This is a genomic window from Zhongshania sp. (assembly GCF_029212375.1).
Taxonomy (GTDB): domain Bacteria; phylum Pseudomonadota; class Gammaproteobacteria; order Pseudomonadales; family Spongiibacteraceae; genus Spongiibacter.
In genome coordinates this window covers 280,574-303,286 of record NZ_JARGNU010000002.1, presented here as the reverse complement: position 1 = coordinate 303,286, position 22,713 = coordinate 280,574, and the positions used below count along the sequence as shown (strand labels likewise).

The 22,713-nt window shown below is 52.2% G+C and carries 15 protein-coding genes, 1 tRNA gene and 1 pseudogene; 4 read left to right on the top strand and 13 right to left on the bottom strand.

What is annotated here, in order from left to right; translation table 11 throughout:
* Positions 1 to 44: 44 nt before the first annotated feature.
* From P1U47_RS03400 to P1U47_RS03375, 6 genes are all read right to left on the bottom strand, one after another.
* Complete coding sequence (locus tag P1U47_RS03400) at positions 45 to 2,450, bottom strand: TonB-dependent receptor (RefSeq protein WP_301027158.1); 2,406 nt, start codon at positions 2,448 to 2,450, stop codon at positions 45 to 47.
* 301 nt (positions 2,451 to 2,751) lie between these two features.
* Positions 2,752 to 3,858, bottom strand: coding sequence for an amidohydrolase family protein (locus tag P1U47_RS03395; protein WP_301027157.1), 1,107 nt, complete (start codon positions 3,856 to 3,858; stop codon positions 2,752 to 2,754).
* 77 nt (positions 3,859 to 3,935) lie between these two features.
* The gene (locus tag P1U47_RS03390) at positions 3,936 to 6,353 is read right to left on the bottom strand and encodes a CoA transferase (RefSeq protein WP_301027155.1); all 2,418 of its coding nucleotides are present in this window, start codon (positions 6,351 to 6,353) and stop codon (positions 3,936 to 3,938) included.
* A gap of 38 nt (positions 6,354 to 6,391) precedes the next feature.
* A complete protein-coding gene (locus tag P1U47_RS03385) occupies positions 6,392 to 7,504 on the bottom strand; it encodes an acyl-CoA dehydrogenase family protein (protein ID WP_301027154.1) in 1,113 nt (370 codons plus the stop codon).
* A gap of 13 nt (positions 7,505 to 7,517) precedes the next feature.
* Complete coding sequence (locus P1U47_RS03380; protein ID WP_301027153.1) at positions 7,518 to 8,690, bottom strand: acyl-CoA dehydrogenase family protein; 1,173 nt, start codon at positions 8,688 to 8,690, stop codon at positions 7,518 to 7,520.
* Complete coding sequence (locus P1U47_RS03375; RefSeq protein WP_301027152.1) at positions 8,690 to 9,805, bottom strand: nitronate monooxygenase; 1,116 nt, start codon at positions 9,803 to 9,805, stop codon at positions 8,690 to 8,692. The genes P1U47_RS03380 and P1U47_RS03375 overlap by 1 nt, the downstream gene beginning before the upstream one ends.
* Before the next feature lie 98 nt (positions 9,806 to 9,903).
* Between P1U47_RS03375 and P1U47_RS03370 the strand changes: the two genes are divergently transcribed.
* Positions 9,904 to 10,938: an AraC family transcriptional regulator gene (locus P1U47_RS03370; protein ID WP_301027151.1), complete on the top strand. Its 1,035-nt coding sequence runs from the start codon at positions 9,904 to 9,906 to the stop codon at positions 10,936 to 10,938.
* Between the two features lie 29 nt (positions 10,939 to 10,967).
* On the opposite strand, the gene P1U47_RS03365 is transcribed toward P1U47_RS03370, so the two are convergent.
* Both P1U47_RS03365 and P1U47_RS03360 read right to left on the bottom strand, forming a co-directional pair.
* A complete protein-coding gene (locus P1U47_RS03365; RefSeq protein ID WP_301027150.1) occupies positions 10,968 to 12,176 on the bottom strand; it encodes an acyl-CoA dehydrogenase family protein in 1,209 nt (402 codons plus the stop codon).
* 28 nt (positions 12,177 to 12,204) lie between these two features.
* Positions 12,205 to 13,278 (bottom strand): acyl-CoA dehydrogenase family protein, encoded by a 1,074-nt coding sequence (locus tag P1U47_RS03360; RefSeq protein ID WP_301027149.1) that lies wholly within the window; start codon positions 13,276 to 13,278, stop codon positions 12,205 to 12,207.
* Between the two features lie 231 nt (positions 13,279 to 13,509).
* Between P1U47_RS03360 and P1U47_RS03355 the strand changes: the two genes are divergently transcribed.
* Positions 13,510 to 14,286, top strand: coding sequence for an enoyl-CoA hydratase-related protein (locus P1U47_RS03355; RefSeq protein WP_301027148.1), 777 nt, complete (start codon positions 13,510 to 13,512; stop codon positions 14,284 to 14,286).
* Positions 14,287 to 14,301: 15 nt separating this feature from the next.
* On the opposite strand, the gene P1U47_RS03350 is transcribed toward P1U47_RS03355, so the two are convergent.
* Positions 14,302 to 15,894: an AMP-binding protein gene (locus P1U47_RS03350; RefSeq protein ID WP_301027147.1), complete on the bottom strand. Its 1,593-nt coding sequence runs from the start codon at positions 15,892 to 15,894 to the stop codon at positions 14,302 to 14,304.
* A gap of 81 nt (positions 15,895 to 15,975) precedes the next feature.
* A complete protein-coding gene (locus tag P1U47_RS03345) occupies positions 15,976 to 18,282 on the bottom strand; it encodes a TonB-dependent receptor (protein WP_301027146.1) in 2,307 nt (768 codons plus the stop codon).
* Between the two features lie 264 nt (positions 18,283 to 18,546).
* On the opposite strand from P1U47_RS03345, the gene P1U47_RS03340 reads away from it, so the two are divergent.
* A complete protein-coding gene (locus P1U47_RS03340) occupies positions 18,547 to 18,885 on the top strand; it encodes a transposase (RefSeq protein WP_301027145.1) in 339 nt (112 codons plus the stop codon).
* 138 nt (positions 18,886 to 19,023) lie between these two features.
* On the opposite strand, the gene P1U47_RS03335 is transcribed toward P1U47_RS03340, so the two are convergent.
* From P1U47_RS03335 to P1U47_RS03325, 3 genes and pseudogenes are all read right to left on the bottom strand, one after another.
* Positions 19,024 to 19,100: transfer RNA gene (locus P1U47_RS03335), tRNA-Arg, on the bottom strand.
* A gap of 183 nt (positions 19,101 to 19,283) precedes the next feature.
* Positions 19,284 to 20,306: pseudogene (locus P1U47_RS03330) on the bottom strand (cyclopropane-fatty-acyl-phospholipid synthase family protein).
* Between the two features lie 149 nt (positions 20,307 to 20,455).
* On the bottom strand, positions 20,456 to 21,592 hold the full coding sequence (locus tag P1U47_RS03325; RefSeq protein WP_301027144.1) for a CaiB/BaiF CoA-transferase family protein: 1,137 nt from the start codon (positions 21,590 to 21,592) through the stop codon (positions 20,456 to 20,458).
* Positions 21,593 to 21,886: 294 nt separating this feature from the next.
* On the opposite strand from P1U47_RS03325, the gene P1U47_RS03320 reads away from it, so the two are divergent.
* A complete protein-coding gene (locus P1U47_RS03320) occupies positions 21,887 to 22,675 on the top strand; it encodes a crotonase/enoyl-CoA hydratase family protein (protein ID WP_301027143.1) in 789 nt (262 codons plus the stop codon).
* Positions 22,676 to 22,713 lie beyond the last annotated feature (38 nt).

Below are 22,713 nucleotides of genomic sequence, written 5' to 3'. Positions count from 1 at the left end.
ATTTAAGCTAGCGCCCGATAATCGGTAATCGTTAAATTATGGCGCTAGAAATCGTAGCGAATATCAATACCATAAGTACGCGGCTCACCGAGGGGCGCGTTGGCAATGGCGACATTATTGCCGGTGCTCACCCCGAGACCAGCCGTTGTACCTGCGTCTACAACAACCAGTTGCGGAGTTGTAGCATACTCTTTGTCTTCGAGATTGCGCCCCCACAATGCCACGTTGATGCCGCTATCTGGCATATCAAAGGAGATCCGCGCGCCCAGTAAGGTCACGCTTTGTGCGGTTGCTGCATTAAAGTTATCAACATCATCCTGACCATTAACCGCATTGGCAAAGGACTTAGAGCGCGAACTTACGTTGAGATCAAACATCAAGTCGCCTGCGTCCATTGGCACCAAATAATTAAGCCGGGCAGAGCCTTCTAACTCTGGCGCGGAGGGAAGAATAAATTTCCCCTCCTCAAATTCCCAAGTAAGATAAGCGCCGGTTACCGCAAACTTTAAATTCGAGCTAATAACCCACTCTGCGTCTACTTCAAAACCGTCTATATCAGCCTTTGCCGCGTTGTAGACTTGGGTTGCCAAGCGAATGTCTTGGCCCGACGCCACCACAACGAGCAGGCTCTGCTGAATGTCGGAATAAAATGTGTGGTAGTAGGCGGCGTTGAGCCGAACACTATTATCAAACCAAGTAGATTTTAGCCCTAGCTCAATATCAGTCGCGGTTTCGGGATCAAATGGTTTAGCCGATTCACCGCCACCCCCACGGGCGTTCTGTCCGCCTGAGCGACTAGAGCTAGCGTTTTTAAGGTAAACCATTGCGTCATCATTGAGACGCCAATCGACGGATGCCGTCCAAGAAATAAATTTATAGGTGTCGCTGGCATACCAGGTGCAATCTTCAAAGTCGGCGTTGGGTGGTGGACTTAAGCTATCCATTCCGCAGTTATTACTGCGACCATTCGGGCCGAGATGATCTGGGCCAACATCGCCGGTAGCCAAGCGAGCATAATAGTTGGTGGCCAATAAGCTTTTTTCATCTTCGGTGGCGCGCACACCCAAAGTGGTGCTCAAGGAATCCGTTAACATCAAGGTGCCAGACACAAAAGCCGACTTACTGGTGTTTACTGCATCACCATGATTGAGATTATAGAGATTACCACCCGCGTTACTTAAAATTCCGCCCGCCTTGCTTTCATCGAAACCTTCTTCATCAAAGAAATACAGGCCAGCGATCCAGTCCAGCGCCCCATCGAAGGATAAGCCACCGACCTGCAATTCTAAGGATTGCTGTTCAGCATACTGAATAAATAAATCTTCGAATGAAACCAGAGGGATACTGGTACCGTCGACATCGCTGTCAAATGCGGTATCTGTTTCACGGTAGCCGTAAACCAGCTTAGTCTGAATAGTGTCTGTTAGGTCATACTCAATGGTGAACGCCGAGGTAGTGGTATCTGAAAATGAAATATTGATAGTGTTAAGCTCTGCGTCGTAATAGCCCTGATCGTCACGGCGTCCAAGTGGCAGAAAAGCTGGCGTAGTAGACACGTCGCCAGCCCATGGCGCCTCCTCAGATACGTTGCGCGACGCAGCTACCATCACCGAGCTATTAGTCTCGTAGCTAAATAGAAATCGCAGTGCATCGCTCGGTTCAAACGTAACGCCTAAGCGCCATAGATCGTTGTCGCGCGTACCAACCTCTTCCACCGAGGATACACTCTGATCGTAATCAGCCAGTATATTTAGCGGCTGTGGCAGCGGAAAACTGTCATCGCGCTTTTTAACTACCGCGATGCCATGGCCGTCATTTTTTTGATCGACTAAACCTGCGAGGCGTATCGCTAATTTATCTTGAATTATTGGCAGGTTTATCGCCCCACCGTAGCGCCGAGTATCGTAATTGCCATAGGTAGCGGACAGAAAGCCATCGACTTCACCAAAAGGATCAGCCTTAGCGGTATTTAATTTGATCGTGCCGCCGGTGGTATTGCGACCATAGAGCGTGCCTTGTGGCCCCTTCAGTACCTCGACCTGAGTAAGGTCAAACATACTATTGGTGGTGCCATAGGCGCGAGCGAGGTAGATATCGTCAATATACCAACCCACCGAGGGGTCAAGGGTAATCAAGCTGTCGGTTTGCACCTGACCCCGCAGGGTCACTTTTGAGGTACTTCCCCCCTGTGCTGGCGCTTGTTCAATATACAAGCCAGGGGTAAAACTGCCCAGCTCGCTGGTCTGACTCAGGTTAAGTGCGACCAAATCATCCGCCGACATGCTAGTAACCGCTACCGGCACATCCTGCAGCGTTTCTTCCTTTTTACGAGCGGTAACCACGACCTCTTCGAGCGCGAAGCCTGCGGCATAAGCATGATCCACTTGTGCAATGAAAGGAATAGATATAGCAATGGTGAGACACAATAGCTTCGGGTGTGGCAGTTTCATGGCGACTCCAGGGTCCGTACGTATGTTTTATTATTAGCGGTCTAGGTACAGCACCAGGAAATTAAGCCCGCCGCAGGAATAAGCTTAATTATACATATGATTAATATGTATTCAACACTAAAGCATATTTATACCACTTTGCGTAGTTACGGCATAAAGCGTGAGTACACGGGCTAAGTTGAACATTGCGCGAATCTTTGGAGGGATTTTTAGAAGAGATAGATAAATTGCGGTATCGCGGCCCGACGTTTGGCGCCATAGCGTTTGAGCTATGGCGCCAAATATTAGTCGCTACTTAATTTTAACGATTTAAAGCATCGTTTTTGAGGCGAAACAATTTCGCTGCGTTTAAGCCAAGAATCGCCGCTTTGTCTTCGTCAGAAATATCCACACCATCAAAAATGTGTTTGATCACTTTCTGAGAATGGGGGAAGGTGCCTTCCATATGCGGGTAGTCAGACGCCCACAGCAGTGCCTGAACACCGGTAATTTCACGAGACAATACGCAGGCTTTGTCGTGTTGGAAGGAGCAGTAAATCTGATCGCGCACAATTTCGGATGGGCGACGTGCCAGTTTAGGACGCACAAAGAAGCTGTGAGCATCAAATACTTCGTCCATACGCTCGGCCAAGCCAGCCAGCCATGAGGCGCCGGTTTCAATACAGGCCACTTTTGCTTTGGGGTTGCGATCTAAAATACCACTGCCGACCAAGTAGTAAATTGCTTCTTGGGCATCGCACATTAAGCGAGTGTAGTTGATGATTGCACCGCCCGCGCCGCGCTCTGGGGCAAAATCTTCCAAGCCGGTTCCGGCATGTAAGATAATAACTACACCGCGCTCGCCAGCCTTGGCAAACAGCGGCTCCCAAACAGGGTCGTTATACTTGGGCACACCGTCTGGCGTTACAACAGGCAGCATCGCCGCGGTATAGCCAATATCAGCAACGCGATCAATTTCCTTTATTGCTTCGTTTACGTCACGGCACGGCAGAATTGCAGATGGTACAAAGCGATCTAAATTCTCGCTGAAGTGACTGTGGCACCAGTTGTTGTATATACGGCAGCTTTCGGCCTCAACGTCGGCTTCTTCGATGAAGTAAATAATCAAACCCAGAGACGGGAAGATAAGTTCGGCATCGACACCATCGCGCTCCATATCTGCAATACGACGATCTATGTGATGGGAGCCGCTGCGCTTTTCACCTGGCTCGTGCATGCCGGTCTCGTCGGCCCGTTCGCCACCCATTTTAATGCGGTGCACTATCTTGTCGCCGACTTTGCTGCACACAAAGCCATCTACTGGTGTCATCGTAATCGCGCGATGCATCATGCTCTCTGGGAGGGCGCTGGTAAAAATATCCAGTGGCTCGGTGACGTGGGCGTCGGCACTAAAAATAAATGGTTTCATAATGGTATTCCTCTCTATTTCATTAAAGTATGTAGCTATTTTTTCTTGAGCTAATTTCAATCGCTATAGCTAAATGCTTAGCCAGTTATAAATTCATTTTCTTTCATTACTTCCAACACGCCGCTGGCGACCAGTTTCTCGATCTCTTCCGCGTTCAGTCCAAGCAAGCTCCCGGCAAGTTCACGGGTGTGTTGCCCTTGAAACGGCGCCGGACGAATCTCCGGCTCAGGCAGATCACTAAAGCTGACGGGGCCGTTTTCGGTCTGTAATACCGTGGGAAAGCCAGGCTGTTCGAAATGCCGGAAAAACTTACGCGCGTGTAAATGCGGGTTTTCGTCGAAGTCACTGAGGCGCTGCATTTTTCCCGCTTTTATGCCGACTGTTTGCAAGCGCTCCATGACTTCGGTGGCGTCAAGTTGGGCCGTCCACTCCGCCACTGCCGCCTCAACTAAGTCGCGGTGTTGTAAACGATCTTCTGCTGCAGACAAGCGTGCATCATTGGCCAGCGTCGTATTTTGCATTAGCCCGCATAAGCGCTGCCATGCAGCATCATTGTCCACATCGATCACACACCACATATCATCGCCAGCGCAGGGAAATACGCCGCCGGGACAGCTGAACTCAATCTTATTGCCCATTGCCTTTAAGGAGCCGGGCTGCAGTGATTCACGCAACAAAGGTGTCGCTAATAAATTAAGAATCGACTCTGCTTGGGAAATTGCGATGCGCGCACCAATACCTGTGGTTTCGCGGCGAATGAGAGCAGCCATTATCGCCACCCCCGACACCCGCGCCGCAAAGTGGTCCGGCACAATGGTAATGCCGTCGCTGTAACTACCCTCAATTTCAGGGTAGCGCCACAAGCCGGTGAGGCCAGAGGCGGCACGGACCAATGGCCCGTAGCCCATGCTTTTAGCCAAGGGCCCGGTATTACCTAGGGCACTGCTCTCTACTGCGATAATTCTGGGGTTAATAGCCTTGAGCTGCTCGTAGCCGATACCGAGGGATTCCATGGTGCCGGGTTTGAAATTAGACAACACAATATCGGCGTCTTTAGCCAAGGTATGAAATATCGCGATACCTTCTGGGCTGCGCAGATTTAAGCCAAACGATTTTTTATTGCGCGAGCCCTGACAAAACGACTGACTAATTGCCACGCCTGGCGCCGACGTTTGACGTAGGCCATCGGCAAAGGCAGTGTTTTCAACCTTGATAACCTCCGCCCCTTGGTCCGCCAAAATCCGTCCCGATTCTGCCCCTGCCACAATCACGCCGAGATCGAGTACGCGAATACCACTTAATGGTCGGCGACCCGCGCTCCCGGTTACCGGTGCTGCTTGTTTGGGCTTTATCGCAGCCAGTAAGCCATTATCCCTTCCCGCCGCGGGCGCTGCGCTCCTTGGCCCAATGCGCCGACCATCAATTTCAATATAGCCGCTGGGCATTTTGCCCAACTGGCCACCAACCGCAAACTCAACAAAGGCTCCGCGCGCATTGAAGTGCTCGTTCTCTAGCACCTGAGTAGGCGTGGCAACCGCCGCAATAGGTACGCCCCGACGTTGCCCCTCAATCACCAAATCATCCGCCGCTTGATCAGCAAACAAGGCGGCGATCAAGGCATTAATGTCTTTAATTACTTTAAAGCGCTCGCCGATATTGCCGTATTTAGGATCCGTAAATGCATGCTCATTACCCAACCAGCCACACATGCCCTGCCACTGCCGAGGGTTGAGTACACAAATACGTACATGGCCGTTTGCACAAGGAAATATTGGGTACAAAAAGCCAACTGGCGGCCGCCCATAGGGTGCCAATTCGTTAGCACTGCGACCCGCTGCCGCACTGCCCGTTACACCAAGACCGGGGTCGACTACCTGGGCAGTAGCTTCCAGAACGGAAAAATCCATGCTATTGCCGGTACCGGTCTGAAGTTTCTGCCAGTAGCCCAACAAAACCACCCACGCCGCTTGCACGCCGGTAGTTTCTAGCGCCAATTCCCCTGGCGGTAGCAACGGCTGGTTACCCGCTATTCCCGAACGCGCCAATACCGCGGCCATAGCCAGCTGCACTGCATTGCTGGCTTGGTAGTCGCGGTAGGGGCCGGTTTGACCAAAATCAGAAATAGACATCACTACCAAATCTGGACGGCGCTCGCGCAACGCGGCGGCATCTAAACCCAGCGCGGCCATGTCACCAGGTTTTGCCGTTTCAATAACAATATCGGCGCTGTCGATTAGCGATAAAAACTGGGCTTTGCCCTGAGCAGATGTTAGGTCGAGGCACACACTTTTCTTGTTGGCATTGTGGCTGGCGAAATGCAGGCTTTCGCCCGCGACCAAAGGTGCTTTATGGCGGGCAGCCATACCTTCTGGCGGCTCGACTAAAATGACTTCAGCGCCCAAGTCGGCGAGTAATCTACCGCACATTTCGGCCTTGCCATCGCCTAGGTCAATAACCCGCAAGCCGGTCAGCGGCAGTGTGTTTAAATCAGCCATTGTTCATTCCTTATTTTGGTATTCATTCACTAAGCAGCCTAAGCCGCGTGTGCAGCCGCAATATTGCTACCAAGGGCGGCGAGCACACTATTTTGCCCACCTAAATCCATTTCTAATTGGCGCGCCCAAAGGCAGTAGCGAAACAGCGGGTAGTCACGGTCTACGCCGGTGCCGCCGTGCACTTGCTGGCTGCGATGACTAATACGGTGCAGGGCCTCAGTAGTCCAATAGGCGGCGACCAATGCACTCTCTTCAGCGTCAATACCATCGCGAAGCTGGCACGCCGCCTGCTCACTCGCCACCCGCAAACACGCTTTATCTATGTAGCAGTCGGCTAATTGGTGGGCGACCGCCTGAAAACTTCCGAGTGGGCGCCCAAACTGCTTACGCTCGCTGCAATGTTCGCTGGCTAAGGCAAGCATGCCTTCGCAGAGGCCGGTCGCCAGTGCCGCCGTTGCCGCTTGTTGGTAGTGGCGCGCAGCGGTGAGCATAGCGTCTGCATCAGCACCTTTGACCAGCAATTCCGCTTGGGCACCATCTAAACTGAAATGCGCAAGGCTCTGACCATTGGTGGTTTCTTGCGCACGACGCTTTACGCCCACTTGTTCACAGGCAAAAAGATAAATGCCAACGTCGCCGCCATCTTGCGCCACGGTCCAACAAGCACTGGCTTGCATACCCGCAGGCACACGGCTTTTCTCACCGTATAAATACAGCTTGCCGTCTCTGTTTTCAGCGAGGGTGTCCGAGGCCGAGGAATTGGTGAAACCGGAATCTGCCAACGCGGCAGTTAGCATTCCCTCGCCAGAACATACGGCCCGTAACGCCGCCTGCACACAGGCCACATTGGCATAGGGCAGCAAGGGCAAACTTGCCGTTGCCAATACCGGCAGTGCTGGCACCGGCGCGACATGGCGCCCCAGCTGCTCCAGCAATACCGTTAGGGTTTCAAAGTCTTGGGCCATACCGCCAACCGACTCCGGCAGAGCCAAGCCCAGCAGCCCGGCGTCGGCCATTTGCTGCCATAACTCCGCGTCGAAATAGCCTAAGTCCTCGGCCTTGCGCAGCCTAGCTTGCGTGCAATAGTCGCTGAGCAGTTTGTCGCTAAGATCTAATATTTCGCGCTGAAATTCGGTTAAATTAAAATCCATAACAAGCTACTCCCTATGCGCCGCGAGGCAGACCTAAACCCGCCGTAGCAACAATGCTGCGTTGCAATTCATTGGCGCCGCCACCAAAGGTGTGCACCGTACCTTTGCGATACCAGCGCTCCATCAAGCCATTCAATACCGCATCGTCGCCGCGCAAATTACTCAGCGGCGCCAGTATTTCCGCCATTAGTCGGCCCAACTCTACATAGAGCTCCGAGCCAAACACCTTGGTCGCTGAAGCCTCAACCATGCCACTGCCGCCCTGTTCTATTTTCCAGGCACTCTTCAGGCACATGAGTTTCAATGCCGACAAGCGGGCTTTGGCCACGGCTAAATTGCGCTGCACCCAGGGGGTAGCTAAAAGCTCGCGGTAAACAGTATCGCTATACAGCAGTTTTAGGGTTTCGTCATAAAGTTTCGCCACGTGGCCATAGCTAACCAGTGATAAGCGCTCAACATTGAGCTGGCCGGTAATTAGCGGCCAACCGCCGTTCACCTCGCCCACACGGTAGCAATCGGGTATCCGCACATCTTGGTAATAGGTGGTGGTCGTCACCACGCCCATGGTCTGGATCAAGGTGCAGGAATAGCCGACGCTATTGGTGGGCACCAAGAAGATGGTCAGCCCTTTGTGGCGTTTAGCTGGGTCGGGATCGGTGCGCGCCGCCAGCCAAATGTATTGGGAAAAATTGGCGCAACTGGTCCAAATTTTTTGACCATTGATAATCCAGTCATCGCCGTCGCGCTCGGCGCGGGTGCGCAGGGAGGCGAGGTCGCTACCAGCCGACGGTTCTGAGTAGCCAATGGCGAGGTAAGCTTCGCCACCCAAAATTTCGCCCACAATCTTGTCGCGAATCTCAGGCTGGGCATGTTTGGCGAATACCGGACCAATGGAATTAGCCGACAGCGCTGGCCAGGGGAAGCCCGCACGCTTGGCTTCATCGACCAGCAAATACTGCTCGACCGGATCGGCGCCAGCGCCGCCCAGCTCCTCGGGCCAGGAGTAACGTATCCATCCATCTGCGCCGAGCTGGCGCATTTTTTGCCAATAGATTGGCCCGCCACCGTGACTAAACTCCTCGCAGGCCAGCTCGGCCTTAAAGTCATCGGTCATCATATGCTGGCTCATATAATCACGAATCTTTTGGCTAAAGGCCTGCTGCTCCGCACTCAATTCAATGTTCATTAGGCTTCACTCACTAAGGCCGACAGACTGCTCGCCGCGTCGACAAATTCTTCTAGCATTGCCATGACCACCTGACGGACTGAAGACTCGTGTTTCATATCGCCAACGATCTGCCCAACGGGGTAACTCATATAGTCTTTAGCGCCCGCGCGTTCGATGCGCATCCGCATTTCTGCGGTGGCAATGGTTTGCAGGGGCATCGGCAAAGTCGCTGGCGCGCCGGGGGCAAGCCACATGTCACTGAACTCACTGCGCAACATGCGGCAGGGTTTGCCGGTCATCGCCCGGGATTGAATCGCGTCTTCGGCCTTTGCCGCAAACAAGCGCTCCTTCAATTTTGGCGTTACATCGCTCTGGCTGGTGCCCAACCAAATAGAGCCGCACCACACCCCTGCCGCGCCCATGGCCATTGCCGCCGCCATTTGTTTGCCGCGACCAATACCGCCAGCGGCCAGCACCGGCATGGGCGCTACGGCATCTATCACCTGCGGCCATAACACCATTGAGCTAATACTGCCGGTATGGCCGCCTGCTTCGCCGCCTTGGGCAACAATAAAATCCACCCCCGCGTCGACCTGGGCCAAGGCGTGATCGGCCTTGCCCACCAAGCTCGCCACCCGAATCCCCTTTGCTTGCAGCATGGCCACGGTTTCCCGCGGCGGTGTACCCAGAGCGTTAACCAGCAATTTAATGGGATAGCGCAGGGCGACATCCAGCAGGCCCGTAGCCTCTTCTGGCGTCATTTGAATCTTGTCTAGCTGGGTTTTGAGCAATTCAGCTGCTTCGGATTCCGGCAGCGGCGGAATATTGGCCTCGGCACATTTATTAGCCAGAAACTCGCGGGTTTCACGGGGAATCAAGACGTCTAAATCCAGCTTGCCCACGGCGCGCTTTTCATAGGTATTGGGAATAAGTAAATCGACCCCATAGGGTTTGCCGTCAACGTGGGCGTCGATCCACCGCAACTCTTCCTCTAGGCGCTCCGGCGAGAAACCGCTGGCACCGAGCACGCCCATACCGCCCGCTTTAGAAACCTCCACTACCACATCGCGGCAGTGTGAGAAGGCAAAAATGGGTAATTCAATACCGAGCATCTCGGTGATTGGCGTTTTCATAAATTATTATTCCCACAGTGGGTTATACTCGCTAGCTACTATCTCGCGCCTAAGGCTTTGCCGGAAGGACAAGAATTCACAATCCGCCTCACAAAAATATGCACGCGACTGAACAAGATCCACCACTCGAGCTGCAAGCCGAATTTAACTACCGTATGGCAGTGAGTCGGCTGCTGGCTGGGGCAATCAATCACGGCCTAGACACCAATGCCTTGCTTTGCGACGCAGGCATGAACCCCGCCGCCATAGAGGGCGACGGCGACGTCTCACGCAGCCAGTACATAAACCTGCTGACCAGCTTATTGCCGCCGCTGCAAGATGAGTTTTTTGGGTTGAGAGAGCATCCTGTAAAACCCGGCGTAACCAGCATGATGGTCGAAATCGCCCTAGGTAATGACACCCTTGGCGCAGCCATGACCCAAAGCCTGCGCTTTATGCGGCTGGTCTGCGACGATATGCGCATGAGCCTCAGCGACGAGGGCGACGATATCGCGCTGGTGCTCGCCGGCTTAGACTCCCAGCGAGATCCCGGCCACTTCTTAGTAGATTATTGGCTCAATTATTTACATCGCGTTTTCAGCTGGATGATCGACCAGCTTATTCCTGTTAAAGCCGTTGAGCTCGCGTTTTCCGAAAACGTAAATCCCGAGCGCCTCGTATATCAACTGCGTGGCGACTGGCAAAGTGGCTGCAAACGCAACGCGGTGGTATTTAGCCGCAAATACCTTTCTCTACCCATTCTGCGCAGCCGCAATGAATGGCTGGCCCTGCGCCAAACGGCAATACAAAGCGGCGTAGTCCACTGGCCCGACGAGCAAGTCCAAGTCTCGTCAAAGGTACGCTCACTGGTCTTCAACGCCCTGCGCCAAGGCGAAGCCATACCGAGCCTTAATACTGTAGCCCAACACCTGCACTTAACCACCGCTACCCTGCATCGTCACTTGAACAGCGAGGGCACCAGCTTTCAGCGTATTCTCAACGATGTGCGCTGCGACACCGCCATCGACAAACTGCGCTTTCAGAAAATGTCCGTTGCCGAGGTCGCCGAACAGCTGGGCTTTGCTGAGCCGCGCTCCTTTAGCCGCGCGTTTAAGCAGTGGACCGGCGCCAGCCCGTCCGATTATCAGTCCTAAACTTTCTGTTACGGATATTACGGCGACGCCTATTTACCCGCCGGCAATTGGGCGAAGGCAATGTCTTTATCAACGCGAATATCGCCGGGCAAGCCTAACACCCGCTCCGCAATTTGATTGCGCAGAATTTCATCGGTGCCGCCAGCGATTCGCAAGGCTGAGGCCCAGATATAACCGTACTGAAACTTCTTGGCCAGCTCGTTATTTTCTGCAGAAAAAGCGCAGTCCATGCCCAGTATGTCGCCAGCGATTGCGGAGATATCCTGCAGCATATTGGCAGACACCAACTTGCCCATATTCGACATGGCGCTGGGGGTTTCACCGCGAGAGACACTTGTTAGTAATCGTGCTCGAAAGTTTTTAAGGCCCATGTCGGTTGCAACATGACGCGCCACATCCAAATGGTAAGGTGCGGCATCATCACCTGCGCTGCGCACCACATCGAGAAGTTCATCAATACTAGGCAAGCCCTTGGACTCACCACCCACATTGAGACGCTCGTTCATTAGCGTCGTCATCACCACTTTCCAGCCACTGTTCACATCGCCTAAGCGGTAGCGGTCAGGAATTCTCACGTCGGTGAGAAACACCTCATTAAACTCCGATTCACCGGAAATTTGCTTGATGGGTCGAACATCGATGCCCGGCGTTTTCATATCCAATAAGAAATAGGTCAGGCCTTTATGTTTTGGCACATCAGCGTCGGTGCGCACCACCAGCACCCCCCAGTCGGCGGTATGGGCCCAGGAGGTCCATACCTTTTGGCCGTTAACGACCCAGTCATCCCCATCGCGCACGGCCTTAGTGCGCAGCCCGGCAAGGTCTGAACCCGCAGACGGCTCAGAAAACATCTGACACCACAGCAACTCACCCATCAGGGTTTTATAGGCAAACTGTTCAATTTGCTCAGGCGTACCGTGGGTGTAGATGGTGGGTACTGCCAACTGGCATCCTATCGTTACAAAAGGACCAACTGGCACGTGGTAGCGCCCTTCTTCTTCGGCAAAAATAACTTCCTGCATTGCCGTGCCACCCATGCCACCCATGTCTTTGGGTAGGGAGATTGCGGCGTAGCCGGCCTTTGCCTTTTGCTTTTGCCAATCTCGGCCTAACTCCGCAAAGCGGACATCCCCTGGCGACATGCCCAGCGGCTGGCGATAATCACCGGCATTGTCGTTCAACCAATTACGCACTTCCTCGCGGAACATCGCTTCTTCGCGGGTATCATTAAAATCCATGCTGTACTCCTAAACTATGCGGGGCGGCTCAGGCGGCGGCCAGTAACTTCTTAGACCAGTGGGCGATATTGCCGATACTCATTGCGAGCAAGCGCGCACGCTTGTAGAAAAAATGGCAATTGGCTTCCCAGGTATAACCAATTCCGCCGTGCAGGTGCAGGTTTTCTTCCGCAGAAAAATTATAGGCATCGGTAGCACTCACCCTAGCCACCGCAGCGGCCAGCGGCAGTTCGCTGCCACCTACCGACATTGCCCAGGCGCCGTAATAGGCATTGGAACGCGCCAGCTCGATCTTGATCATCATGTCTGCCAAACGATGCTTCACCGCTTGGTAAACACCCACTTGGCGACCAAAGGCGTAGCGTTCCAGCACATAATCCCGGGCCATATAACAGGCCACTTCAGCGCCACCGAGCTGTTCAAAGGCGGTGAGTATCGCGGCTTGATTCGTAATGACATCGATTAGCGCCTCAGCACCCTGCTCACTTTGCAAAACGATAGCTGGCACCGATTCAAGCGAGACGCGCTGGTAACTGGCCAACTCATCGACACCCTCGGGTAAATCTAGGGTTTGATAGCCAGTCGCCGTAGTGTCGATCAGCACCAAACTTAGCTTGCCATCCAGCAGCGCGCTGGTAATCAGAAAATTGGCGCTGCGCGCATAGGCCACCGCGGGCAGTGATCCGCTGACGGTTAGCAAATCGGCATCGACTTGGAGACTCTTTGCAGCCAGCTCTACCGCCACAATCGCTTCGCCGCAGGCAATTTGTCCCAAAAGTTCAGCAGCCTCGCTATTGCTACAGCGCTTAAGCAACTCTGCACCAAGGCAAACCGTGCTAAAGAACGGCGTTGGCGCCAGTACACGACCTACCTCTTCGGCGAGCACACACAGCTCCAAAGCACCCATGCCCAAGCCGCCCTGTTCTTCAGCAATGCTAATGGCGGGCCAGCCAAGCTCGACCATCTGCTGCCAAAGTGCCTCATCGTAATCTGCACCGCTGGCAATATGGCTGCGCAACCGCTCTGGGTCACAGCTCTCGGAGAGAAATTTGCGGGCATGATCAGCAAGCATTCGCTGATCTTCAGAAAAATCGAAATTCATACGTCTCTCCAAAGAGTCGGGTGTCGAGCCAAGATCTATCGCGAGTTCTGCGACTATTCTTATATGAGTTTAGTCTCTTCGGCTGAAAGCTTGCGCGGCATCCAGCGAATACCAAAACAAAGGCCATCTTGCCATGGCAATTGAAGTATATATAATAACAATCATATATATGATTTGGAAGTACCTAATACCCTCGACTCCGCCCACCTTAAAAAATAACGAGTGCATACTATGTCTGAGCCACATCTATTATTTGAACGCTTAAGCCCGCAAATCGCGGTTATTACCTTAAATCGACCCGAAAAACGCAATGTGATTAGCGGCGAAATTGCGCAGGGGCTGCGCGATGCAATTCAAACCGTCGAAAACGATCCTCTGCTGCGCGTTGCTATTCTCACCGCCAAGGGCAAGGTTTTCTGTGCTGGCGCCGACCTCACGGAAGTCAACGCGGGTCGCGGCCATGCCCTGACCACGAAGAGCGGCGGCTTTGCGGGATTTGTTCACGAACCACGCAGCAAAGTGTGGATTGCCGCAGTAGATGGCCTAGCGCTGGGCGGTGGCTTTGAATTATTGCTGGCCTGCGATTTAGCGGTTGTTAGCACCGAGGCTCAGCTTGGCTTGCCCGAAGTGAAACGTGGATTAATAGCGGCGGCAGGTGGCGCATTTCGGGTTGGCCGCTCACTACCAAGAGCGATTGCTATTGAGCTGGCGGTGACCGGCCGCGCGATAACTGCTGAGCGCGCCTTACATTTTGGCCTAGTTAATAGCTTGGCTGAACCAGGCCAAGTGCTCGACGCAGCTATTACGCTGGCCGAAGAAATTGCCGCCAATGCGCCGATCTCCGTTGACCAAAGCCTCGCGCTCTGCAAAGCAGCCCCCGAGTGCGACGAGGCGGAGTTGTGGCAACGAAATCAAGGCGCCGCAGGCATCGTCATTAGCTCGGCAGATTCCAAAGAAGGGATGCGCGCCTTTCTAGAAAAACGCCCGCCAAATTGGCAGGGCAGCTAATCCCTTAGCAGCTCACTAGTCTAAATCGAGCAAGGCAATACACTCTTTCTCTATCGGCTTTTCCGATACAGTTTTAGGTATTGCCGAGAGCACTTGAAATATTTCAGGGATATCGTTTTTCTCTAAATTTTTGTGGCAAAACTCACGCAGCACGTCCTCGCTAAAATCGTCGCGGTCAGAGGCCACAATGGCGGCCACCAAGGTTTTCTCGCCAGCAATATTGTTAGGACGCGTTACGCCGTAAACGAACACATCTTGCACATAAGAGGATTGCAGTAGGCTCGCTTCCACCAAGGCGGTATTAACAAAATCGCCATTGCGCCGCACACCGCCACCCACGCGGTGATGAAAATAAAACCAGCCGTTTTCGTCTTTGTGGCCCAAATCTCCCATGCGCAGCCAGCCGCCCTGCACTTTTTCTGCGGAGGCGTCCTCATTCTTGTAATAGCTCACGGTCGTCGCTTGGCCATTTAGACGACGAAAGCAGATTTCGCCCTCAACTCCCGGCTTACAGGCAACACCCTGACTATCGAAAATCTCTGCTTCCCAATCTGCACTTGGCTTACCAATGCTTCCAACTGGACCAATACCCGGTGGGTTGGCTAGGCCACCGCCCTCCGTCGCGCCGTAGACTTCAAATAATTGCACAGCAAAGCGGCGCTCGAAGTCCTTCCATATCGACGGAGGCATACCGGAGCTTAGAATCAGCCGAACGGGATTATCTGCATCATCAGAATTTTCAGGAACAGCGTAAATTTCAGGAATCATGCCGCCCAATAAACTAAATATGGTGCAGCCGTACTCTCGGCAAATATCCCACAAGCGGCTTTTACTGAATTTGCGGCTGATCACCACGGGAATGCCCAGCGCTAGGCCATTGCGTAAAAAATTCTGAGCATTAATGTGGGTTAACGATAAGCCGGTGTAAAACACATCATGCTCATTCGCCCCTAATTTAGCGAGGCTATCGGCCTGCGCCATATACTGCCCCTGACTATAGACAACCGCTTTGGGATTACCGGTGGTGCCCGAGGTAAACATCATAAACATGGGTATATCAGGAGCGTGATCGACACCTAGCAAACTCGACGCAGCATCAGTTAAACATTGCTGATAGTCTTCAATTAAATTAGCAAAGCTATTCTTAGCTCCCGAATTTGTACCAACACATAATATCCATTTTAAACTCACCTCATCACCAAGTACCTCAAGCACTTGATCTAGACAGTAATCGGCGCAGACCAAGCCATCGCAATCGGTATGGGACAACATATACGCTAACTTTAGACCTTTAGCGCGGGGATCTATGGGCACAAAAGGCGCGCCAAGTATAGAACTCGCCACCATGGTTTCAACAAACTCGGGGTGGTTATTCATCATCAGCGCAATATTGCCCGGCCTGCCGCCCTGTCGTTCATTGATGACAGCGGCAAGCGTCGACGCATTGCGCCACAGCTGCTCGTAATTGCGGGTTTCGCCGCACAGTGCGCCGTCAGTATCGACATGAACAAAGCGCAAAATTTGTAATTGCGGCCGCTGCTCTGCCCCTGTAGCAACAACCTTCGCCAAAGATAATTGATGTAAATTAGCAATTTTTAGTAATTCCATTACCGCCTTAAACTCCAAAATTTTAAGAAAAAAAAGCCAGCGCAAGCGCTGGCAAAGCAAATTAGACCGTATTCATTTACGCTAGAAGTTGTAAGTCACATCAACACCAAAGGTGCGTGGCTCGCCCATTGGCCGGTTAGCAATCGCTAGCGAACCAGGGAAGTAAATATTCAAACCGCTAGTGGAATACTCTTTGTTTTCAAGGTTACGCGCCCAAAATGACACATTAAGATTAGTATCTTTCACTTCCAACTGAGCGCGAGCACCAATAAGCGTCAGACTCTCTGCGGTTGCCGCAGGAAAGTTATCGATAGCATCCTGGCCGCCCGAGGCATTACCCAGCAGCTTCGATCTTGATGAAGCGTTCAAGTCAAAGGTCCAGTCACCGGCCGCCGTCGGCATAAAATAATTTAGGCGTGCGGTACCTTCAAACTCAGGTGCCGATGGCAGAATGGGGGTTGAACCGGAATCAGGTTTTTCGAATTCCCAATCTAGATAGCCCGCTGTTACTGTTAGCATCCAGTTTGGCGTAATGACCCACTGCGCCTCGGCCTCGATACCATCAATATCGGCATTACCCGCATTCACAACTTGCGTGATTAACCCTGACGGCGTCGCAACAAGATTCGTCTGCTGGGTGTCTTCATAGAAAGTATGGTAGTAGGCAGCATTCAACTTAACGGAGTTTTCAAACAATTCTGATTTAATACCCAATTCAATATCAGTCGCGGTTTCTTCATCAAAAGGCTTGGTGCTATCGGCGTCTATGCCTCGAGCATTTTGGCCACCAGAGCGACTAGAGCTAGATGTTTTAACATAGGTCATTACATCTTCATTGAGGCGCCAATCAACCGACGCGGTCCAAGAAATAAACTTAAAGGTTTCACTATCTGACCAAGTACATTGATTAAAATCTGCATTTGGTGGCGGACTAGCCGCGTCGATCCGGCATACCGCTGCTGAGGGGCCAGGATTTGACGCAACCCCAAGTGGAACCGCGTATTGCTGCGAGAAAAAGGCCTTTTCATCCTCAGTAATACGCGCACCCAGTGTCGCATTAACATCTTCTGTCAGGCTAAACGTACCCGACACAAACGCAGATTTACTGGTATTTTCGGCGGCGCCAAAGCTGTAATTGTAGTCGACGCCACTCCCGTAGGTTGACAAGCCGCCACTACGTGAAAGGTCAGAGCCGTCCTCTTCAAAATAGTATAGACCGGCGATCCAATCTAAAAAGCCGTCTAAAGCTAGACCACTAATCTGCCATTCCAAGGAGTCTTGGCTAGCCACTTGTTCTAGCGGAAAATTAAATTGAGAAACTGGAACCGCCGTGCCATCAATGTCGCTCATATAAGCTGTATCAACATCGCGATAGCCGTAAACCAATTTAGTTTGGAGGTTTTCAGCAAGATCGTATTCAAAGGTCAGCGCAAACGTGTCGGCGGTGGCATCGGAATAATTGCCATAGTTGGCCGCAGAGTCATAGTAGTCGGTAGAGCTACGAGTCAACGGAAAATAACCGGGGGGCGTCGGCTCGTCGCCAGCGAAGCCAGGCTCATCAGAAAAATTTCGCGAGGCCATCGTCATATACGATGAATTGTGTTCGTACGACATCAACACCCGCAGGTCTTCGCTTGGGTCATAGGTTACGCCAAGACGATACACTTCATTATCGCGGGTACCCACCTCTGCGGTTTCACCAGTAGGCGACTGAGTAAAACGATCATAAATGGTGATTTCACCAAAACCATTCTCGCGCTTATCCGCCTGCGCCGCTAAACGTATCGCGAGCTTATTCGGTATAAGCGGAATATTAACTGCGCCGCCGGCCTTGTGGCTTTTGTAATTACCAACACCGCCTGTAACAAAACCGCTTAGCTCAGCAGTAGGGTCGGCTTTTTCAGTAAGAATCTTTATCGCCCCACCTGTTGTATTGCGACCGTAAAGCGTGCCTTGCGGGCCTTTAAGTACCTCTATCCGGCTAATGTCGAACAAGCTATTTGCCGTACCGTAAGCACGTGCCAAGTAAACGTCGTCGATATACCAACCCACCGACGGGTCTAGTGTAATTAAGTTATCGGTTTGTACTTGGCCACGAATGGTTACCTTGGCAATACTGCCGCCCTGCGCCGGAGCAGGCTCGATATGCACACCGGGAGAAAAACTGCCTAAGTCTTGAGTGTCACTCAGATTTAGCGCTTTTAGGTCATCAGCAGACATACTGGTAACCGCGACCGGTACATCTTGTAAGGTCTCCTCCTTTTTACGGGCGGTAACTAAGACTTCCTCAATTGTAAATCCCTCGGCAAAGGCGGGGGCTTGAACAGCAAGATTCCCGCCCAAGGCAAAGGCAACAGCAGAGGCAACTCTCGTTAATTTGGCTTTCATGGTGATCTCCCAGGAGACTAAGTATTTATTATGATTCGAATGTAACGATACAACTGAAATCAATTATAGCTATGATTATAATGATTGCAATGTTATTAACTAACACGCCAAATAGGTACTTATACCTAATATAATGCCTCAGAATAAAATTAACTTATTGTTTTTTATAAAGTTTATTAAAATAATAAGTTAAACATAAATGAATAAAAAACTTTCTGGCGCATTTAGCCCCGCCCTTTTGTCACAGATTTGGCCGATTACCCTGTGCTGCAAGCACTGTATGTGGCCAAACAACGGTTGATCCGGTTTGTGCTGCTCAAGACCCTGACGCGCAAGAAAGCCAGCATCAAGTTGCCGGTATTTATGAGATTGCTTGATGAACTAGCTGAGAGCCCGCTACGAGCACTAGCTAACACATTGCGCTCATGGTTGAAGCCCATTGTGGCCATGTGGCGATTTAGTAAAAGTAACGGAATAACTGAGGGCTTCCACAACAAAATGGAAATGATGACACGACGAGCGTATGGTTTTAGAAACTTTGAAAATTACAGATTACGCGTGCTAGCCCATTGTGGGTGGGACGGTGTGATTAACAGGGTTTAATGAGTGCCATCCCCCGTTAATGGGGTAGAGCCGGTAGAGCCTGTTGCAATAATGCGCTAAAAGTTGCGGAATAGTTTGGGATAAAATGGGGAATTTGGGATAAATAAAAAGGGCTGCATCTCTGCAGCCCTTTATATTTGGTGCGCCCGGCACGATTCGAACGTGCGACCGCCTGGTTCGTAGCCAGGTACTCTATCCAGCTGAGCTACGGGCGCTTCAGGCTGCGTACTATATGGATGTCGCCCCCCTCTGTCAACGACTTCATGAAATAAATTTGAAATTAGGGCCTATTGCTCAAAAAATCGCCAAGATATTGATATTTAACAGCATTACTCTGTGTGACTAGCACGATTCACGGGCAAAAATACAGGCCAAAAGACCGTTTATCACAAGAAAACTTAATCCGCTAATTGGCCTGGGGTTAGTAAGTAATGCCCAACAAACCATTCTTGGCCACCACGGTAGGCGAATAGCTCGGAGCAGGCCAACATAAACATGCGCCAACGCTGGAATTGCACTTTGGGCGTGGGTGCATCTTTAAGTATTTTTAGGGCCTCTGCCTTATTGTCGTCGAGTTTATTTAGCCACGCTTCGAGGGTTTTGGAGTAGTGCTCGCCATTTACCCGCCAGCTGTCGACCATGCGCATGTGCTCAGAGAAGTGCATTAAGGTGTCGAAGGCGGGCATTTGACCACCGCTAAAGAAGTTGTCGGTCATCCAGCCGCCATCAAAGGGATAGTGTAAGTAGGCGTGACAGAAGATATGCACAAACATTGAGCCGTTTGGCTCTAGCCAGCCAGAGACATTGGCGAGTAACTCGCGGTAATTACGGACATGCTCGAGCATTTCCACTGTTACGACCCTGTCGAAGCGCTAGGTCAGGGTTAAGTCGCCCACGTTGCAGGTAATGACCTTGACGTTAGTCAAGCCTCGCGATGCGGCCTGTGCTTCGATAAATTCCCGCTGACCACTTGAGTTAGATACCGCCGTAATCTGCGATTGGGGATAACGGGCGGCGGCCCACAGTGTGAAGCTGCCCCAACCGCAACCTAAGTCTAGTATCTTTTGACCATTTTCTAATCGCGCCCTTTCGGCGTACATCGCCAGCATGGCTTGCTCGGCATCCGCTAGGCTTTGGCAGTTTTCGTCCCACCAACAGCTACTGTATTTCAAACAGGGTCCGAGCATGAGTTCAAATAAGGCGGCAGGCACTTCGTAGTGTTGTTCATTGGCAGCCCCAGTATTAATGGCAATGGCGGACTCGCTAAGTTCGCGGCGAAACTGGCGGCGGCGTGTTTCATTGCTGTGCAAATCACCGCTGCACTCCTGCACCAGCCGATCGGCTAATTCTCGGCGTATGCCTCGACGCAGCAGCGGGTCAGGCACAAGACCACGCTCGGCAAGTAGAATAGGACTAATCATAATTTACTCCGTAAAGGCATATAGGTAAGGCTGCGTTTTTTGCTTATTACGGCGCCCGTGGAAATACGGATTTTGTTAGCACAAAATTCAGCCAACAAAAAAGGGCCACAAAGGCCCTTATAAAACAAATAGTAGCGATGGCTTTACGCTTAGCTTAAAACACCGTCAGCACGCAGGCTGGCCAAGCTCGCCGCATCGTAACCCGCTAGCTCGCTTAGTACCGATTCAGTATCGCTACCTGGACGCGGTGCGCCCTTTAGCACTTGGGGCTCAGTGCGACTAAATTTAGGCGCTGGCCCTGGCTGTATTTGACCTTCTACTTCAATAAAGGATTTTCTGGCAACATTGTGTGGGTGTTTTGGCGCTTCAGCCATCGACAGTATTGGCGCAAAACAGGCGTCTGAGCCTTCAAATACCTCGCACCACTGGTCGCGGGTTTTGGTCAAAAATATTGCAGTAAGTTTCTGCTTCAGTTCAGGCCAACGTGCGGTATCCATTTGCGCGCCGAAGCTGTCTTCGTCTAGACCCAGTTTTTCTTTAAGAATGTGGTAAAACTGAGGTTCAATGGGACCGATCGACACATGCTTCGCGTCGCTGGTTTCGTAGGTTTCATAAAAATGTGCGCCGGTATCCAGCAAATTAACGCCGCGCTCGTCTTTCCAAAGTTTCTGGTTATAGAAGCAGTACACCATATGCATGAGTGCCGCCGAACCCTCTACCATCGAGGTATCGACCACCTGGCCTTTACCGCTGCGACTGGCCTCTAAAATCGCCGATACCACACCAAAGGCCAAGAACATACCACCGCCACCAAAGTCGCCCACCAAATTAGCGGGGGGTACCGGCTTGTCGCCAGCGCGGCCCATGGCATGCAGCGCACCAGACAGGGAAATGTAGTTAATGTCGTGCCCAGCGGCCTGCGCCATTGGGCCGGTCTGGCCCCAACCGGTCATGCGGCCAAAGACCAATTTTGGGTTGCGAGCTAAGCACTGCTCTGGGCCAATGCCCAAGCGCTCGGCCACACCGGGCCGAAAACCTTCAATCAGCGCATCGGCCGATTCACACAGTTTCAATACTGCTTCCACTCCGCGGGGGGCTTTTAAGTTAAGGGCGATGGATTTCTTGCCCCGCTCACTAATAATATTGGCTACTGGGGCGTCGGCAGCGGCAGATTTGCGGGTAATCGAAATTACCTCGGCGCCCATGTCTGCGAACATCATGCCGGCAAAGGGGGCAGGCCCCAGTCCTTCCAGTTCAATAATCCGTATTCCGCTAAGTGGTCCCATAGTTATTTCCTGTTAATAGCATTGATTAGTGAGTGCGCCCAAGGTGGGCTTTATTTCGGATTAATCCGATTATTATTTAGCGGCCAACATTCCATTTTTGCCGCCAAGCCCGCTATTTTGCACCGCTCGCACAAATTAGGCAAAACGCGGACTATTGAAAGTGGCACCTAGGGCCAATGGTTGAGTTTCCAGTAAAGTGCTATACACATACCCGCAAGCACTGACACCACCAGACAGCCCGCGACAAAAATGCCATGATAAGTTCACTAATAAAACCTAAGGCCAGAGGCATTTATGACTTCAGCTACGCAGATTCAAATCGACCGCCGTCCACCACTGCTGTGGGTCACTATTAATCGGCCCCTCGCCCGCAACGCTGTAGACGGCAAAACCGCCCACGCCCTCGCCAAGGCGTTTCAAGCTTTTGATAGCGACCCAGAGTTATCGGTCGCTATTCTCTGCGGCGCCGAAGATCATTTTTGTGCGGGCGCAGATTTAAAGGCCGTGGCCAGCGACGATCCCGTGCAACGCAACCCACTTAACACCGAAGGTATCGGCCCTATGGGGCCTAGCCGGATGCAACTTAGCAAGCCAGTAATTGCCGCCATAGACGGCTATTGCGTGGCCGGCGGACTCGAATTAGCACTGTGGTGCGATATGCGCATTGCCACCGAACGCGCCATTTTTGGGGTATTTTGCCGACGCTTTGGGGTGCCGCTTATCGACGGCGGCACGGTGCGCCTGCCGCGGTTAATAGGCATGAGCCGCGCTATGGATATGATTCTAACCGGCCGCGCCGTCGACGCCGCAGAAGCTCACGGGATCGGACTAATTAACCGCGTAGTGAGTGTTCACAACCTGCGTGATAGTGCTGAGCAACTGGCACTGCAAATTGCTGCCTTTCCCCAGCAGTGCTTGCGCAACGACCGGCTCAGCGCTTACCAGCAATGGGGCATGGATGAGGAGCAGGCCATTCGCAATGAGTTCACCTTGGCGGCAATAACGCTCGCATCGGGTGAAACCCTCGCTGGCGCCCACAGCTTTAGCAATGGCCGTGGCCGCCACGGCGAAACCGAGAGTTGATGTAAACTGCCTAGATAGCCATTAAGTAAGCCTAACGC

Bases quoted from the DNA above. Each gene is read 5' to 3' on its own strand.
- P1U47_RS03400 (WP_301027158.1), bottom strand. From the start codon at position 2,450: ATGAAACTGCCACACCCGAAGCTATTGTGTCTCACCATTGCTATATCT.
- P1U47_RS03395 (WP_301027157.1), bottom strand. From the start codon at position 3,858: ATGAAACCATTTATTTTTAGTGCCGACGCCCACGTCACCGAGCCACTG.
- P1U47_RS03390 (WP_301027155.1), bottom strand. From the start codon at position 6,353: ATGGCTGATTTAAACACACTGCCGCTGACCGGCTTGCGGGTTATTGAC.
- P1U47_RS03385 (WP_301027154.1), bottom strand. From the start codon at position 7,504: ATGGATTTTAATTTAACCGAATTTCAGCGCGAAATATTAGATCTTAGC.
- P1U47_RS03380 (WP_301027153.1), bottom strand. From the start codon at position 8,690: ATGAACATTGAATTGAGTGCGGAGCAGCAGGCCTTTAGCCAAAAGATT.
- P1U47_RS03375 (WP_301027152.1), bottom strand. From the start codon at position 9,805: ATGAAAACGCCAATCACCGAGATGCTCGGTATTGAATTACCCATTTTT.
- P1U47_RS03370 (WP_301027151.1), top strand. From the start codon at position 9,904: ATGCACGCGACTGAACAAGATCCACCACTCGAGCTGCAAGCCGAATTT.
- P1U47_RS03365 (WP_301027150.1), bottom strand. From the start codon at position 12,176: ATGGATTTTAATGATACCCGCGAAGAAGCGATGTTCCGCGAGGAAGTG.
- P1U47_RS03360 (WP_301027149.1), bottom strand. From the start codon at position 13,278: ATGAATTTCGATTTTTCTGAAGATCAGCGAATGCTTGCTGATCATGCC.
- P1U47_RS03355 (WP_301027148.1), top strand. From the start codon at position 13,510: ATGTCTGAGCCACATCTATTATTTGAACGCTTAAGCCCGCAAATCGCG.
- P1U47_RS03350 (WP_301027147.1), bottom strand. From the start codon at position 15,894: ATGGAATTACTAAAAATTGCTAATTTACATCAATTATCTTTGGCGAAG.
- P1U47_RS03345 (WP_301027146.1), bottom strand. From the start codon at position 18,282: ATGAAAGCCAAATTAACGAGAGTTGCCTCTGCTGTTGCCTTTGCCTTG.
- P1U47_RS03325 (WP_301027144.1), bottom strand. From the start codon at position 21,592: ATGGGACCACTTAGCGGAATACGGATTATTGAACTGGAAGGACTGGGG.
- P1U47_RS03320 (WP_301027143.1), top strand. From the start codon at position 21,887: ATGACTTCAGCTACGCAGATTCAAATCGACCGCCGTCCACCACTGCTG.